The organism is Winogradskyella sp., from assembly GCF_028282165.1.
In the GTDB taxonomy this organism is placed as follows: Bacteria; Bacteroidota; Bacteroidia; order Flavobacteriales; family Flavobacteriaceae; genus Winogradskyella.
The window spans coordinates 24361-40707 of record NZ_JANQIM010000025.1 but is presented as its reverse complement, the minus strand read 5'-3'; the positions used below and the strand labels follow the sequence as shown (position 1 = coordinate 40707).

Here is a 16347-nt window from a genome sequence, read left to right as displayed (position 1 = left end):
GAATTATCTTCTAATATATAGTCTGATTGTGGGTTCATTTAAAACTTAAGTGTTTTTTAATTGTTTTTTGATGACTTATATTTAAGTTCACTACTTGCGCCTCTAAACAGATGAATTCTGTAATCCGAATACTTTATAGTATTATAACCCTTTACCAGCCATGCTAATCCAAAGAACTCTAAAGCCACAAGTTCCATCCAGAAAGTCAATTGGTTCTCGTCATAGAATTCTATAAACCCTTCAAATGAGTCTGGAAAAAATTTGCTACTAAGAAATTTCAGCCCGATTATGGCCAAGGAAAGAAGCATCATATACCCACAGATCTTGTAAAATAGTTTATATTTAACTTTATCATGGCGCATATCAATTTCTTCCTTATCTAGTTTAGTAAACTTGCGTATGCACATATAGGCTAAAATCACAAGAAATATAGCTGCACTTAAATAATGAAACCCTTCCCTACAATTATTACCTGGGATATCAACAATACAGCAACGGTCCAACAAAGGGTCTGTAGGAAAGAATACTACACACAAGGCGCATATTCCGGCGATGCTAGAAAGGATGAAATCTTTTGTATAGATAATTAAAAAGATACCTACAAGGCTTAGAATCACTATAAAAAAGGAATTAGATCGCGTGTAGAAATAATGGCTTATGGATTCTAAAGGGAGCTCGTCGCATTTATTACTGAAGGTAATTAGAAATACTGGTAAAAGCATACCTAGATACCCTATGAGTTGGCGTAATGTTCGTGTGCCTTTTATCCATGCGCCATAGTCGTCAGAGCCATGTAAGCCGAGTTTTTTTTCAAATTCTTTTCTCATACTTCCGTTTATTTATACTTTCGGAAAGCCTGTACAGTTTGATAAATACCATACCCAATAAATATGCGACCCAAAAAGTCGAATATATAAAAATAAGTTCTTGGATTCTCATCCACTTTATTCATAAAATCAAATTTATGCGCGGGGTTCAAAAACTGAACAAAATATTCCCATTGCCATTCTCTAATATCAGTTGTGTAAACAAAATCACTAATGTGTGACAGCATACTGTTAAAAAATATTGCTGCAATAGAAACTGTAAAAATTATACCGATAATATAAGACGAACCAAACCAATTAGATATACCATTTAAAGACAAAACGATAATATTAGAAAAGGGTCTGGTATAGGGTTGATGCCTACTCCAAAATTTTTTCCAAGATTCTTTCAAATATGTTTTGTGCTCCATCACTCTATAGGGTACGGCATCTATATAGTTTTTTTGGCTATCCAATTGACTTTTGAGAATACGGTAGGTTTCTCTTTTATTTTCTATGGGGATTAATGCTTTCTCAGAAACGGCTTTTTCATAGACTTCTTCATAAGCTTTTAAAAATGTACTATGTCCTTGATAATTAGGCATAAGTATTATGGCATCTTTATAAATATCCTTATATGATTTATAATTTTTCTCTTTTAATTTAAAATCGAAAATGCTTAGTCTACCAGATATGATTGCTAATGAAATATCAAACCCTTTTTCTACATCTGTACCTCTCAGAATCATTAATTTATCGATTAAAGCATAAGTAAACAACACATCATCCATAAATGTAACAGCCGAAAATACTATGGTATCTAAAAAGTCGGTTTTATAAAAAATAGTTTTTTGATAAAAGGTACACCGCCAAAAATCGGCTAAGTCTTCAAAAGTTGTGTTTCTGAAATTGGCATAACCTATAAAGTCGCAGTTTCTAAAACGCACTTTGTTTTTAAAGGTTTTATCCTTTGCCATTACCTCCTTCTTAAAAATGCAGTCAACAAATGTTAGAATCTTATCTGTGGATGCAAAACTTAGTTTTTCTTTGAACACACAAGTGTTAACAAATGTTAGCGTGTTAGAAGTTTTAGGAATAAGTAATGGCTTACTAAAAGAACAGTTTGAAAACGTTAGGTCAACAGTACTGCTATCGTCAAACAGAATTATACTATCATCGAACACACAATTTATAAATTGTACAAAGTATAGTTTTGGCTCTACCTTTATTAAGGAATTAACTAAGTACTTAGTCAATTCCTTAACAATATTTTCATTTAGTAATTGTTTCTTAAGTGTACTTATTGCAGGATTTGGAAAGTAAGAGAACTCTAAACCTTCTACAATAACACCGGCACTCTGCTGTGGTATGCTAATTAGTGTTTGCAAATGTTTATTGGGCAACTCCTTTATAATTTGTAAAAAAGAGGATTCGCTGCTTACAACTTCATGTATTGTATTTTCTTTTTCCATAACCTACACAAACATCTTCTGCAACAAACCTTTTTTAAAGGCTCGTATTTTTTTACTAGTATTTCTGCCAAATTTGGTACTGTTGAGGTCTAAATTCTCAAAATAACTTGTTGAAATCATTAACACTTTCGGTTCTCATGATACTTTATTCTATATAATTTAGAATATTTTCTAATGCTTATAAGACAAAGATGCACTTGTTTTCTTTGTTAGAAGTACTTTTTTTTGGCTATAAAACCGAATCATTTATTTGATCTTAGAAAATATCCTAATTTTAGAAGCGATTCCTCTTTAATAGCATCCAAGTACGCATCGGCATCCATTTTACCGCACAGTTTATTGGCAATATGCCATAGTTGTTGCTCCAAGAGCTTTTTCATTCTTCAGACATCTAAATTTATTTCAAGGGGAATTAGTACAAAGGGTAGCTAAATATAGCCATTAAATATCGAAACTGTAAACACGTTTTAAAAATTTGAGCTAAGAATGTTTAATAACTAATTCGACATAGCTTGCAAATAGCAAAGAATCAAAGGTACATTTTAGATCGTATAAAAGCATTTTTTAAGTGCTTGCTTGCCTTCAATGTTCCTAACGTTGTTATCTATCGTTGTTTTTACAGTGGCCCAACCGACTACAGTCATCATATGCCATATTTTGTAAGTCAATACCGTCAAGGTTTTTTCGATATTTTTTCTTTAACCATTTTTTTGGCATTTAATCAATTAATTTTCAAGTCTTCAACTTATTAGCAATATCTTCGAATTAAAGCCCTGAATTTTTATTATTGCCTTACACCTGGTCATATTTCTAAAAAATTCAGCAGTTAATTAAATCCTATGAAAAACTAATGGTAGTTATATCATTTATAATAAAATTAGAATTATGCACAAATCAACGTTAGAAATTACTACAATGTTACCATCCGATGCTGCTAAGGCTGTTTATGAAACCGCGAGAGCACATCGTGAAGAAACCGAAGCATCTAGAAAGCTTGCACCAGCCCTTGTAAACCATCTTACGGAAACTGGATTGTTTAGAATGGGACTACCAAAATTTCTTGGAGGCTGGGAAGACAATCCAATAGAGGTTTTAAAAGCTTATGAAATATTGAGTAGCGGTGAGGCCGCTGCTGGATGGAGTGCTTGGAATAATCACTTAGCCTGTACTTTTGGACGTTTTCTTAATGAAGAAAGCATGAGAGAGATATACAAAGATGCTTCTCACGTTTACGCCAACTCCGCACGTCCAGAAGGTGTAGCAGAGATTGTACCTGGCGGTTATAAAATAAATGGTAGATGGACATTAGTCTCTGGATGTGAAATTTCAGACTGGTTTGCACTACGTTGTTTAGTAACTGGTGAAGGTTTACCAAAAACACTTGGGCCGGGTGCTAAATTAAAACTATTCTTCATCCCAAAAGAGGCTATTGAAATTATTGATACTTGGCATGTTGGTGGTTTAAGAGGTACAGGAAGTCATGATGTAAAAGTAGAAGGCCATTTTGTACCAGAAGCTTATGCCGTGGATTTTGAAAGCCCTGTAGCTATAGATAATCCTTACAGTCGCTTACCCATAGGATGTATGAATGCTGCAGGTAATGCAGCTATTGCTTTGGGCATCTATAAGGCTGCTATGGATGACCTTGTAAAAATATGTTTCGAAAAAATAACACCAGGAAAAAATCCAGATTTACGAGATAGAGACCGTGTACAAAGTGTAGTGGCAAAAAGCAAAACCTTATTGGATGCTTCGAGATGCCAGCTTTATAATTCGGTATCCGTAATTTGGGAACAAGCACAAGCTGGTAATGACTATTCGGATATTCAACTAGCAGATGTTTGGTCGGCATCATATCAGGCCGCAACTACAGCGAGAGCTATGGTGACTGAAATATATGCAGCAGCCGGCACAGTGGCGTTATACACTAAGAATGTAATAGAACGAGCTCACAGAGATGTGCACGCGGTTAACCAACACGGCATTGTTCAACCACACTGGATGAATCAAGCAGGTATGGCCTATTTAGGTCTTAAGCCTACAGGCGCAATGTTTAGAATATAATTGCCGAGCACATTTTTATTTCAATGTAATACCTTACCCTATGATTGAAGTAATTAAAGATAAAAAACTCTGGAAAGAACAGATCGATTTGGCTGTAAATCCAGATTTTTACCACACATACGATTATCATCAGCTTTCTAAAAATGAAGGCGAAGAGCCTGTGCTTATAAAGTATGTGGATGGACAAATATCTTTATTGATTCCTTTACTATTAAGAGCTATAGAGAACTCAAACTATAAGGATGCCACCTCTGTATACGGATATGCAGGCCCTTTGGTACAACACATGGATGATTCTTTTAATCGGGATCATTTCCACAATACCTTTAATGAATTTCTTAATGAACATCATATTGTCTCTGTTTTTTCCAGATTGCATCCTTTTATAGCGCATCAGGAGATGATCCTTGATGGATTGGGCGAAATAAATACTTTGGGTAAAGTGGTTTATATAGACTTAAAAGACACTATAGAGAACCAAAGAGCAAAATTTAATAGACGTTTAAAGACCTATCTGAATAAATCCAGAAGATCTTGTACAGTCATTGAAGGCGATATTGATAAGCATCTTGGAGATTTTAAGCGTTTATACCATCAGAATATGGAACGTGTCGAAGCCGATGATAGTTATTTTTTTACAGATGAGTATTATCGCGAGGTTCTATCAAGTAATGATTATAAATCTGAGCTGTCCCTATGTATCCATAACGAAAGTCAGGAAATAATTGGCGCTTCGATGTTTATGAAAAAAGGAAATATTGTACAGTATCATTTGTCCGGTTTGAGTGAAGACCATTTTGAACTCAATCCTATTAAATTGATTATTGATGAGATGCGAATAAAATCTACTAATGAGGGTTATGAGTTTTTCAACTTAGGTGGAGGTTTAGGTAGTAGGGAAGACTCCTTGTTTAGATTTAAGAGTAGTTTCTCAAAAGAATTCAAGGAATTTAAGACTTGGAAATATATCGTCAATGAAGACGCATACAATGGCCTAACCAAAAGTAAATTTGGGCAGGATTTTGAAATGTATAAAAATGAAACCGACTTTTTTCCACTCTATCGCTCCAGGATTAAGAATGATAAAGTAAAAGTGTAATACAAAACCCATACGCTTTAGTATGGGTTTTGTATTTAATTATATGACCCATTGTATATTTGCAAAGTGAAAGATTTTAATTGAAGATTGAAATGATTATAGAAAAATTAAAATGGCGTTATGCTACCAAGAAATTTAATAATTCAAAGACTTTGTCAGAGCAGCAAATTCAAATATTAAAAGAAGCATTTAATCTAACGGCATTGTCCTACGGTTTACAAACATTAAAGATGGTTGTTGTAGAAGATAGAAAGCGTCGTGAAGCATTAGTGGAGCATTCATATGGTCAGCGCCAAGTAGCAGACGCCTCTCATCTGCTCATATTATGTATTCAAAATGATATCGACGATGCTGATGTAGAACAGCATTTTGATAATGTAAAAAAGATAAGACAAACTCCAGATAGTGTTTTAGAGCCATTTAAGAACGGTTTAAAAACAACGATCAGTAATATGCCAAATGAGAAAAAAACAGATTGGGCGGCAAAACAGGCTTATATCGCTTTGGGAAATTTAATGACAGTTTGCGCTGTAGAAGGTATTGATGGATGTCCTATGGAAGGTTTTATTCCTACTGAAATAGACAAGGCCTTAAGCCTAGATCGATTTGGTTTAAGTTCTGTTTTAATGTTTCCCGTCGGATTTAGGGCAGAAGACGATATGTTTGCTGAGCTCAAAAAAGTAAGAAAATCTTTATCCGAAACTATCATAGAATTATAATAAGACCCTTCCAGAAAGTGAACAAAAGGTTATATTTGTTGTAAAAATATAACAATTCAAATTTATGCCAGGTTTCGAATTATTCAGTGATTTAGAGCGTAAGGAAGTTAACGATGTTTTAGACAATGGTGTTCTAATGCGCTATGGATTTGATGGGATGCGCAAAGGCCACTGGAAGGCTAAGGCATTAGAATCCGAACTTAGCAGTACCTTTAACACCAAATACGTACAATTAGTATCTAGCGGAACAGCTGCTGTAACTGTAGCTTTGGCTTCAGCTGGAGTAGGAGCAGGTGATGAAGTGATTATGCCCACATTTACCTTTGTAGCAAGTTTTGAAGCCATTATGATGTTAGGAGCTATTCCGGTTTTAGTTGATATAGACAGCACATTAACTTTAGACCCTAGTGCAGTAGAGGCCGCCGTCACTTCTAGAACCAAAGCCGTTATGGTTGTGCAAATGTGCGGAAGTATGGGAGACATGGACGCCTTAAGGTCGGTCTGTGAGACACATAATTTGATCTTTATCGAAGATGCTTGTCAGGCTATAGGCGGAACTTACAAAGGACAGCCATTGGGAAGTATAGCGGATATAGGTTGCTTTTCTTTCGATTTTGTAAAAACGATTACATGTGGTGAAGGCGGAGCTGTTGTTACAAATAGTGAAGCTTATTATACACATGCCGATCACTATTCGGACCATGGACATGATCATATAGGTCATGATAGAGGTGCAGAAACACATCCATTCTTGGGCTACAACTTTAGGATTTCTGAGTTACATGCTGCGGTTGGCTTGGCTCAGGTAAGACGATTGCCAGAGTTTATTGAAATTCAGAAAAGAAATTATACAATACTAAGAGAGGCACTGTCCCAAATACCCGAAGTTGAATTTAGAAAGATTCCGAATGGTGGTGTTGAAAGCTATGCCTTTTTGAATTTTTTCTTACCTGATCTAGATACAACCAGAAAGGTTTCTGAAGCCTTTAAGGAAAATGGAGTTGATGCTTGTTTCCATTACTACGATAATAATTGGCATTATATAAGAAAATGGGACCACCTCAAAGATTTAAAGTCTTTGTTTCCAATTTCAGCAGAAGTCAAAGAGGGATTGAAGTATCTTACTTCAAAAACCTTCGAGCAATCTGATGCTTTTATAGCCAGAAATTTATCTTGCTTAATTAAATTGTCTTGGACTGAATATGAAGTGAAAGCTCGTGCAGAGAAGATGGCGCAAATTATTACCTCTAAAATTTAAAATCCAGAGAATTTTTTTAATTCTTTTGTTTTAAGTATCTTCTTGATTATTAATCAATCACAGTGGGGACACTATTGCCAAAACTAGATATTAGTACACTATATGACTGGTTGGATGAACTTAAATTAGAAGCTTCTCATCAGGATATTGATATTAAAATAGTACCTGACAATTATGGACACAGACAATTATCGATTAATTCTCAAATAAAAAATCAACTAGATAAACTGTTTTATAGAATTTTGGATTTTATTCCAGAGGGTTGTAAAATTAAAATTGGTGTAGCGTCAATAAAAAATAAAGAAATCTGTATTAATGTATTTATTCAAGGTATAGATTTATACAGAATAACCGAGATTCTTTCTATCACTCAGCTTAAGGTAAATAGAATACATATTGAAGGAACCAATACCCAGTATCAAATTTATGTTCCAACTGGCATAAATGCCCATTGGGAAAAACCGCTTAATTTTTCGCCATATTACATTGAGATGAACAAGAGTCTTCGCAATCATTTTTTTGGTAAAGGTTCTAAGGAAGAGGCATGCAAGATTAATAAAGACCACCATATTTTATTAAATAAAATCAATAAATTATTAGAGTTGCATTTACAAGATGGAGATTATGGTGTGGCCGAGCTAGCAAAATCACTAAATATGAGTAGAACACATCTCTATAGAAAAGTTAAGGAGATCACTGAGAAATCGCCTTTATCATACATTATGATATTTAAACTCGAACTCGCCAAACAACTTCTCAAGGATACTAAGCAGGATTTATCCGTTACCGAGGTGGCATATTCTTGTGGGTTCTCAGACAAGGGACATTTTTCGCGTTCCTTTAAAAAGTATTTTGGCATAACACCAAGTAGTTTTAAAAAACAGGCGATGTAACATAGAGGCAACAAATGGAAACATTCCTACAATTTTTTTATTAAAATGCTTTTTAAATTTGCTTCATAAATCATTGTTATTATGGGTATTATAAAAAAGAATAGAGCTTTTATTGTAGAGTATTTTAATGCTATTTCAGGTGTTGAGAAATCTGAAGCACTTTGTAGGCGTTATACGACTGACCAAAAATTAATAGACCATATTGCATTTTTTGATGGTGCTTTTCCTAAGTATGAACTTTTTATTGAAGAAATGATTTGCGAAGGTGATAAGGTGTTGGTTCAAGGTCGAGCTAAAGGAATACATAAAGCGGAATTTAATGGTATTCCACCTACTAATAAGGAAATGAATTTGCCTTTTGTAATTCGTTATACCATTAAGGATGGGAAAATTGTAGATCATTGGCTTATGGCCGATCAGGTTGTTCTCATGGAGCAGTTAGGTATCATGGAAGCCAAGACTTAGGTTTAAATTTCTTAATCTTTTTAATAAACTTAATTGTGTGGCATTTTTAGCCACCTAGGTTGCTATTGCCCAAATTTATCAAAGCTTAACTTTTTAGGTATTTAATTTATTGAACATTAATATTATGAAAACTTTAAAACTATTCATACCAATTGTAATATTCTTATTTATTTCCATTTTTAGTTGCTCTTCAGACGACCAAGAGAATTTAAATAGCGATAACAATAACAATGCCTCTAATGCAATACCTCTAGAATGCGATATCAATGAAGATGTTACCCTTATGAATCATTCCGAAGGTATTGACTATGTGATAGATTGCAACTTGGAAATAAATGCCATAGTAACCATAGAACCTGGCACCACTTTTATTTTTAAATCTGATGGTTCGATGTATGTAAATGACGATGGTGCATTATCAGCAATAGGAACTGACACCAACCCTATTATTTTTCAAGGTGAAGAGCCTGTAGCTGGCTTTTGGAGAGGTATTGGGTTTGAGTCTAATGATGTCAGAAATGAGCTAAATCATGTAATTGTCACTGATGCTGGCAGTAGTCCTATAAATAGCACTTGGGTTAACCAAAAGGTTGCCGTTGTAATATATAAAACCACTACAACAGGTAAGTTGACAATTAAAAATACAACCATTGAAAATACAGATGGTATTGGCCTGTTAGTCATGAATAATATTACTGGTACGAGTATTGCAGACTTGCGCAACTTTGAAAACAACACATTTAATAATAATATTGGACAAGCGGTAAGGCTATCTGCTAAACATGTCCAAAAAATAGATGCCAACAGTACTTACACCAATAATGGATTTGATGGTATCTCCATTAGAGAGTCTAAACTGAATGATAATACCAATCATGTTTGGCAAGGTTTAAATTATAAAATAGATGGTGAAATAGAAGTAGAAAAAGGTCTATCAATATTACCTGGAGCCCACCTAGAATTTACACCAAATGGGTTTATGTCAATTGATGGGGACAATGCCTATCTAAATGCTGAAGGAAGCATATTTACGGGCGAGGTAAATATACCAGGATCGTGGAAAGGGCTATACTATTTTGATACTAATAATACACAAAATAGACTATCAAATTGCGAAATCTCTTATGGTGGAAGTGATAGCCATAACTTTGTTTCCAACAGGGCAAACATAACAATTTTTCATGGCTCGAGACTTACCGTTAACAATTGCACCATTTCTAATAGTGGCGGATGTGGAATAGTAGTAGGCACATCAAATTCTGGATGGGATCAATGCATTTTTAACGGCAATTCTAACTCATATAACAGTATTGCAAGTAATAATATTTGCGATGAAGGTTAATATAAAAAAGTAAAAAATTGAAATCATGAAAAAGAGCATAAACATGTTGAGCAAATTCTACCTTATTCTACTAATCGTGGGGTTTATAAGTAGCTGTGATAATGATGATAATCTAAATATGGCTAACCAAAACAATACCCCACCGAGCAGCTTTAGTCTCATAAATTTACCTGACGGGTCAGCTAATACGGATTTAACCCAGTTGACTTTTAGCTGGGAAAGCGCAATAGATATAGATGGCGATCCTGTGGTTTACGAGGTGCAATTTGGTACAGATCCATCCAACCTAGGTTCGGCTTTGGTTGAAATTACTACGGATACTTCCATGATTTTAACAGATCGCGCTAATACATGCACAACATACTATTGGAGGGTCATTGCAAGGGACGACAAAGGAGGAGAAACAGAAAGCAACAATATATTTAGCTTTACTACAAGACCTATAAACATAAATTCTAATCCAATAATTGATGATGCAAGTTTTGCTAAAAGAAGCAGGCATAAAACCATCATTTATGATGACAGACTATGGCTTATAGCAGGAACTACTAAAGATGGTGTTACTAATAACTTTATTCGCTATAACGATGTTTACTCAACACTAGATGGCTTTAATTGGGAAGAAATGACCAACGAAGCTCAGTTCTCGAAACGATTTGGCCACGCTTCGGTCAGCTTCAATAATAAGATGTGGGTGATAGGGGGAAATGATGGAACACCAAAAAATGATGTTTGGTCGAGCACGGACGGTTTTAACTGGACACTCGAAACGGCAAACGCAAACTTCACTGCGATGAATCATCCAAAGGCAATAGTATTTGAAAGTAAAATTTGGCTTTTTCAAAATAGTGAAGTGTGGAACACAAGTAATGGTGTTAATTGGGTGCTAGTTAATCCTCAAGCAGGTTTTATGCCAAGGGAAGGGTATTCTGTTTCCGTATTCAAAGATGAAATCTGGTTAATTGCAGGGCGCAGTTCACTTGAAGATCTAAAGAATGATGTTTGGAAATCATCGGATGGTATTAATTGGATTCAGATAACAGATAATGCATCATTCTCACCTAGGTTCCATCATTCAACAACAGTTTTTGATGACTATCTTTATGTTATTGGCGGACAAGAACAGCCAATAATTGGCGAAACCAATGACATCTGGAAATCTAAAGACGGTGCAATTTGGACATTGGTTACAAATAATGGCTTTTTTGAAGAACGTGTTTTCCATACATCCATTACCTATGATGACAAGCTTTGGGTAATAGCTGGTTCAGAAAGCTTATTTGATGGTGCAGGCTTTAATGATGTTTGGGTGATGGATTAATAGCTTATTATTTAAAGACTTTCTACATATTCAAAATTAATACAAGTAAATAATACTATATACAAACATATAAAAAGAATAAGTGTGCAATTCTCAGAGATCCCCTGTTTGGAGTGGCTTTTTGCTGTTGTACAGGTTTTGTATAGGTAACTTTCTAGTAATTAATTCACAGTATTTCTATTTTTATCGTAAAACGAATACTATGAAGTTAAATTACGCACTAACATTTTTGTTTTCCTTCTCAATGTCTTTGTTGTTTTCGCAACAAATGCCAATTGACTTTTCAAACAGTTCTCACAATTTCAATGTTTGGGGCGGTAGTACATTTGGTATTGTGCCATCACCAACAGATGCCAATAATCCTACAGGAGAGTTTTTTCGTTCAGGCTCTACATCAGAACAAGGCCATTATATCGATTTAAGCCAACCTGTAGATTTGGATATAGAAGATCAAATAACTTTAAGATTTTACGCTTTCGATTCTAATACACATACTGTAGTTGTTAAGTTAGAGAATGGAACAAATCCCGATGTAGAGGTTAGTGTAGCAGTTCCTTCCAATCAGGATGCATGGTCAGATCTAACTTTTGATTTTTCTACTGTTGGGGGAAGTGGTGCTTACAGTAGATTTGTGATTAGAATAGATGATGGCAGTGCTGTACCTGGTGCTTTTAGAATTGATGATATAAACGACGGATCTATACCAGGAGACCCACATGAACTGGATGTGGTCTATACAGATTTGGTATGGTCTGATGAATTTGATAGTACAATTCCAGCGGCTGTTGATGCATCTAAATGGCATCACCAAACGTTTGGTCCCAATGGTGGGCAATGGTTTAATGGAGAAGAACAGCATTATACGGACCGACTAGATAACTCCTATGTAGAAAATGGATTTTTAAACATCGTCGCGAAAAGCGAAACGTTAACCCAAGATGGAGTTACATTAAATTATACTTCCGCACGATTAAACTCTAAATTTGCCTTCACTTATGGAAGAGTAGATGTGAGAGCCAAATTACCTGAAGGTGAGGGCACTTGGCCAGCTATATGGACACTTGGGAAAAATATTAATGAAACAGGTGCATATTGGCAAACCCAAGGATTTGGAACTACTACCTGGCCAGCTTGTGGCGAACTGGATATAATGGAACACGGTTTGCATTCTACGAATGAAGTCAGTTGTGCGATACATACACCTTCTAGTTTCGGAAATACAGTTAATACGGCAACACAGTTTTTATCTGATGTGGCGAATGATTTTCATGTTTATTCGATGAATTGGTCTCCAAATCAGGTTACATTTATGATCGATGGCGTGGGTTATTATACCTATAATCCGGCAGTTAAGGATGCTAATACCTGGCCATTTGATTTAGAGCAGTATTTAATATTGAATGTGGCCATGGGTGGTATTTCTGGCGGAATCGACCCTAGTTTTGCACAAAGCTCTATGGTTATAGATTATGTTAGGGTGTATCAAAATACAGGCTTGAGTATTGACGAAGTGTTTGGGGAAAAATTTAGAATTTACCCAAATCCCACTTCAAACTACATCAATATTAAAACAGATGAGCCTATAGACAGAGTAGAACTTTATAATATTTTAGGGCAATTAGTTGTTGGTAACAAAAATTCAAAAAGCATCAATGTAGAGGAACTTAAGACAGGCTGTTATATTCTTAAAATTTATTCTAAAGACCGTTCGGTAAGTGGACGAGTGGTAGTAAATTAATAATTTATATATTCTACAATCTCTAGGCCATATCCAATCATTCCTACACGTTTGGTCTGAAGACTATTAGACATTAGCTTGAGCTTACTTATTTTTAAGTCGTGTAGTATTTGAGCACCAATACCAAAGTCTTTACTGTCCATAGGTATTCTTGGGGCTTTTACTAATTTACCTTCTACCTGATCTTCCTTTAGTATAGAAAGTCTGGATAGAATATTCATGGATTCTGCTTGTTGATTTATAAAAATAATGGCGCCTTTACCTTCAGAATTGATGACATTGAACATATCGTCTAATTTCTTATCTGCATTATTGGTCAACGTGCCAAGTATGTCATTGTTAACCAAAGTAGCATTAACTCTTGTTAATACGGTTTCATCAGAGGTCCAACTACCTTTTGTAAGTGCAATATGAATTTGATTGTTTGTAGTTTGCAAATAAGCCCTAAGTCTAAATTTCCCAAAGCGTGTCTCTATATCAAAGTCTTCCTTTTTCTCAATGAGGGAATCGTGCTCCATACGATAGGCTATAAGATCTTCGATAGACACTATTTTTAGATCAAATTTTCTGGCAACTTCCATAAGTTGTGGCAAGCGGGCCATGGTACCATCTTCATTCATTATCTCTACAATGACTCCAGCGGGTTCAAAACCAGCTAAGCGTGCAAAATCAATGGCAGCTTCTGTGTGGCCTGTACGTCTTAAAACACCTCCTTCTTTGGCTATTAAAGGAAAAATGTGACCTGGTCTTGCCAGTTCAAAAGCTTTAGTGTCTTTGTTTACCAGAGCTTTTACCGTTTTTGCTCTATCACTGGCTGAAATACCTGTGCTTACGCCATTTCCCCTTAAATCTACAGAGACTGTAAATGCAGTTTCCATTGGGTCTGTATTGTTCCTAACCATCATGTTGAGCTCTAATTCGTTACAGCGATGCTCGGTGAGTGGTGCACAAATTAAACCTCTACCGTGTGTAGCCATAAAATTGATCATCTCTGGTGTTACTTTTTCGGCAGCTGCAAGAAAGTCACCTTCGTTTTCTCGATTTTCATCATCTACAACAATGATCACTTTTCCTTGACGAATATCCTCAATGGCTTCTTCTACAGTGTTTAGTTTGGTTTGTGTATTCATAGAGTTTACAGTCATCACAATGGATTTGAACAGCGCAAAGATACGCTTATTTTATGTTATGAATACAACTTTGGTAGAAGTCGTGTTCTATCTTATTTCTAAGGATGATATACTTTAATGGGTATAAAGGAAGCGATAGAATTAAAATAAATGGATTTATACGTTTGTTTTTTTGTCCAATGGTTTTATAGAATTCAGAATAAACATAAGCATCCACAACAACATATATGGCAAAAAATATAAAAGCTATAATGCTTAGGTTAAATGAAGCATCGGTAAGTACTGGTAGTTTATTGTTTTTACAAATAAAATGCAGCCCTAATAAAGCTCCACCAACAATAAAACTTACCAAGCTTGTCTTGGAGTAATCCATGTAGTCTTTTAATAAACGCTTGCCTTTAATAAGTGCATTATCAACTTCTAGGCCTTCTTCCTGTAGATTTTCGAGCGGAATGTTTCTGTTCAATAAGTTGTGCAAGGCTATCTGCTTGGGTTTTTTATTTAAGTCAAATTCGCCTTGTTGCTTAATCACATTGACCAATTCTTCTACAGAATATCTTTTGTAATAGTTGTAGGATTTAGTTTCACTTTCTGATAGTTGTAGTTTGTTTTTCGGATAAAAGATTCGTTTTAAAGGGACCACAATGGCATCGAACTGAAAGACACCTTTATCATTAGTTGTTCTATAGGTTAAATAAATACTCAAAGGAAACATAACCATAGTGGAGAGCCATGAGCCAATTATAGGACTAAAACTCCCTTTTTCTGCACTTTTTTTAGCGAAAATACCGAAGAAATGATATGTTAAAAATATCACCATTGCAATTACTATAGGTAAACCAAGGCCACCTTTTCTAATTAGAGCACCAAGTGGTGCACCAACAAAAAATAGGATAACACAGGCAAAGGCAAGTACAAATTTATCATGTAAGGAAATGATATGTTTGTTTAGCCAGATGGATTTTTTTTCAAAATTTCTCTTGTTAGAATCTAGTATTTGAGTCGTACTATTAGCCGAGTTAATCGCTAAATTTACAATTTGTACTTTGATGTTTGATCCAAAGAGATCTAGAATTTCACCAGTGTATAAAGAATCTTTTTCCGTAGTATTGATATTTGCATTAAGAGCTCCATAGGTGGTACGGTTATAGAGTGTTCTAGATAAATATTTATAATCCTTTTCCCTTTCTTTTTTTAAAGTGTCGATAGTTCTGTTGAGTTGCTTAAGCGTCAACATGCTATAACGATCTTTATAGTTTTTTTCATCTAGGTCTTCGGAGTTTAAGATTTCTAAATCAACATTTATTGTATAGGTGTCAAAATAACTTTTAGCATGTGGTTTATTTACATTTTTACGCGATTTTCTATTGACAATTTCTTCGTAATAATTGCCATTTATTAGTTCTAATTGTAAAATGTTAGAATCTGGCGTACTTTTTAATTCACCTTTTTCAGAGACGATTACCTTAAAGTTTCCAGACTTAGAAGCACTCTTTTGATGCATCACTACACCTTCTAGATATTGGCCTTTATCTCCAGATTTTTTATCTACTTTAATATTTATGTTTCCGATTTCGTTAAATTGACCTTCAGCAATGGCGAGGGCAGGTTTCACTTTAGCAATGTTACGCCTTAGATTATAAAAATTAAATTCACCCCAGGGAATAACGTTATTTGCAAAAAAGAAGCAGGCTATACCTAAAGCTACAATAAAGACACTAAGACTCCTCATAGCACGTTGTAGAGATATCCCAGTAGATTTCATTGCGGCAAACTCATAATTCTCAGCAAAGTTGCCAAACACCATTATTGATGACAATAATATTGTTAATGGAACAACCAGAGGTATAAGCTTTGGTATATAGTACAATATAAACTTGGCAGTTACGGAAATATCAAGGTCTTTGCCTGCGAGTTCAGAAATATATAGCCAAACCCCTTGAAGAACAAAGATGAACATGAATATAATGAAGACGCTAAAAAACGTCCTCAAAAATGTGATAAGTATGTACCTATCAAGTATTTTCACATGTAAGCGTT

General features: G+C 34.9%; 14 protein-coding genes. 9 read left to right on the top strand and 5 right to left on the bottom strand.

Going from position 1 to position 16347, the window contains the following annotated elements:
• Positions 1-56 precede the first annotated feature (56 nt).
• The 3 genes from Q0972_RS10120 to Q0972_RS10110 form a co-directional block, all read right to left on the bottom strand.
• On the bottom strand, positions 57-827 hold the full coding sequence (locus Q0972_RS10120) for a hypothetical protein (RefSeq protein WP_299365448.1): 771 nt from the start codon (positions 825-827) through the stop codon (positions 57-59).
• An 8-nt stretch (positions 828-835) separates the two neighbouring features.
• Positions 836-2278 (bottom strand): pentapeptide repeat-containing protein, encoded by a 1443-nt coding sequence (locus Q0972_RS10115; RefSeq protein WP_299365447.1) that lies wholly within the window; start codon positions 2276-2278, stop codon positions 836-838.
• Positions 2279-2520: 242 nt separating this feature from the next.
• A complete protein-coding gene (locus Q0972_RS10110) occupies positions 2521-2658 on the bottom strand; it encodes a hypothetical protein (protein WP_299365446.1) in 138 nt (45 codons plus the stop codon).
• Positions 2659-3163: 505 nt separating this feature from the next.
• On the opposite strand from Q0972_RS10110, the gene Q0972_RS10105 reads away from it, so the two are divergent.
• From Q0972_RS10105 to Q0972_RS10065, 9 genes are all read left to right on the top strand, one after another.
• On the top strand, positions 3164-4342 hold the full coding sequence (locus Q0972_RS10105; protein WP_299365445.1) for a hypothetical protein: 1179 nt from the start codon (positions 3164-3166) through the stop codon (positions 4340-4342).
• Between the two features lie 40 nt (positions 4343-4382).
• The gene (locus Q0972_RS10100; protein WP_299365444.1) at positions 4383-5441 is read left to right on the top strand and encodes a peptidoglycan bridge formation glycyltransferase FemA/FemB family protein; all 1059 of its coding nucleotides are present in this window, start codon (positions 4383-4385) and stop codon (positions 5439-5441) included.
• Positions 5442-5533: 92 nt separating this feature from the next.
• Entirely contained in the window at positions 5534-6160 is a 627-nt protein-coding gene (locus Q0972_RS10095) for an NAD(P)H-dependent oxidoreductase (RefSeq protein WP_299365443.1), read from the top strand.
• A gap of 64 nt (positions 6161-6224) precedes the next feature.
• A complete protein-coding gene (locus tag Q0972_RS10090; RefSeq protein WP_299365442.1) occupies positions 6225-7418 on the top strand; it encodes a DegT/DnrJ/EryC1/StrS aminotransferase family protein in 1194 nt (397 codons plus the stop codon).
• Positions 7419-7480: 62 nt separating this feature from the next.
• Complete coding sequence (locus Q0972_RS10085) at positions 7481-8311, top strand: AraC family transcriptional regulator (protein WP_299365441.1); 831 nt, start codon at positions 7481-7483, stop codon at positions 8309-8311.
• A gap of 81 nt (positions 8312-8392) precedes the next feature.
• Positions 8393-8776: an ester cyclase gene (locus tag Q0972_RS10080; RefSeq protein WP_299365440.1), complete on the top strand. Its 384-nt coding sequence runs from the start codon at positions 8393-8395 to the stop codon at positions 8774-8776.
• Between the two features lie 124 nt (positions 8777-8900).
• Entirely contained in the window at positions 8901-10118 is a 1218-nt protein-coding gene (locus Q0972_RS10075) for a hypothetical protein (RefSeq protein WP_299365439.1), read from the top strand.
• Between the two features lie 25 nt (positions 10119-10143).
• Positions 10144-11439, top strand: a complete 1296-nt coding sequence (locus tag Q0972_RS10070; RefSeq protein ID WP_299365438.1) for a hypothetical protein — start codon at positions 10144-10146, stop codon at positions 11437-11439.
• A gap of 202 nt (positions 11440-11641) precedes the next feature.
• The gene (locus tag Q0972_RS10065) at positions 11642-13177 is read left to right on the top strand and encodes a family 16 glycosylhydrolase (RefSeq protein WP_299365437.1); all 1536 of its coding nucleotides are present in this window, start codon (positions 11642-11644) and stop codon (positions 13175-13177) included.
• On the opposite strand, the gene ribB is transcribed toward Q0972_RS10065, so the two are convergent.
• Both ribB and Q0972_RS10055 read right to left on the bottom strand, forming a co-directional pair.
• Positions 13174-14322 (bottom strand): 3,4-dihydroxy-2-butanone-4-phosphate synthase, encoded by a 1149-nt coding sequence (gene ribB / locus Q0972_RS10060; protein ID WP_299365436.1) that lies wholly within the window; start codon positions 14320-14322, stop codon positions 13174-13176. The two genes, Q0972_RS10065 and ribB, sit on opposite strands and share 4 nt — an antisense overlap.
• Before the next feature lie 31 nt (positions 14323-14353).
• Positions 14354-16336 carry an LptF/LptG family permease gene (locus Q0972_RS10055; protein WP_299365435.1) on the bottom strand — a complete coding sequence of 661 codons (1983 nt, stop codon included), beginning with the start codon at positions 16334-16336 and terminating at the stop codon, positions 14354-14356.
• Between the last annotated feature and the right edge of the window lie 11 nt (positions 16337-16347).

Excerpts from the sequence above, each read along its gene's own strand:
- Q0972_RS10120 (WP_299365448.1), bottom strand. The coding sequence starts at position 827 with ATGAGAAAAGAATTTGAAAAAAAACTCGGCTTACATGGCTCTGACGAC.
- Q0972_RS10090 (WP_299365442.1), top strand. The coding sequence starts at position 6,225 with ATGCCAGGTTTCGAATTATTCAGTGATTTAGAGCGTAAGGAAGTTAAC.
- Q0972_RS10070 (WP_299365438.1), top strand. The coding sequence starts at position 10,144 with ATGAAAAAGAGCATAAACATGTTGAGCAAATTCTACCTTATTCTACTA.
- Q0972_RS10080 (WP_299365440.1), top strand. The coding sequence starts at position 8,393 with ATGGGTATTATAAAAAAGAATAGAGCTTTTATTGTAGAGTATTTTAAT.
- Q0972_RS10095 (WP_299365443.1), top strand. The coding sequence starts at position 5,534 with ATGATTATAGAAAAATTAAAATGGCGTTATGCTACCAAGAAATTTAAT.
- ribB (WP_299365436.1), bottom strand. The coding sequence starts at position 14,322 with ATGACTGTAAACTCTATGAATACACAAACCAAACTAAACACTGTAGAA.
- Q0972_RS10075 (WP_299365439.1), top strand. The coding sequence starts at position 8,901 with ATGAAAACTTTAAAACTATTCATACCAATTGTAATATTCTTATTTATT.
- Q0972_RS10100 (WP_299365444.1), top strand. The coding sequence starts at position 4,383 with ATGATTGAAGTAATTAAAGATAAAAAACTCTGGAAAGAACAGATCGAT.
- Q0972_RS10065 (WP_299365437.1), top strand. The coding sequence starts at position 11,642 with ATGAAGTTAAATTACGCACTAACATTTTTGTTTTCCTTCTCAATGTCT.
- Q0972_RS10110 (WP_299365446.1), bottom strand. The coding sequence starts at position 2,658 with ATGAAAAAGCTCTTGGAGCAACAACTATGGCATATTGCCAATAAACTG.
- Q0972_RS10115 (WP_299365447.1), bottom strand. The coding sequence starts at position 2,278 with ATGGAAAAAGAAAATACAATACATGAAGTTGTAAGCAGCGAATCCTCT.
- Q0972_RS10105 (WP_299365445.1), top strand. The coding sequence starts at position 3,164 with ATGCACAAATCAACGTTAGAAATTACTACAATGTTACCATCCGATGCT.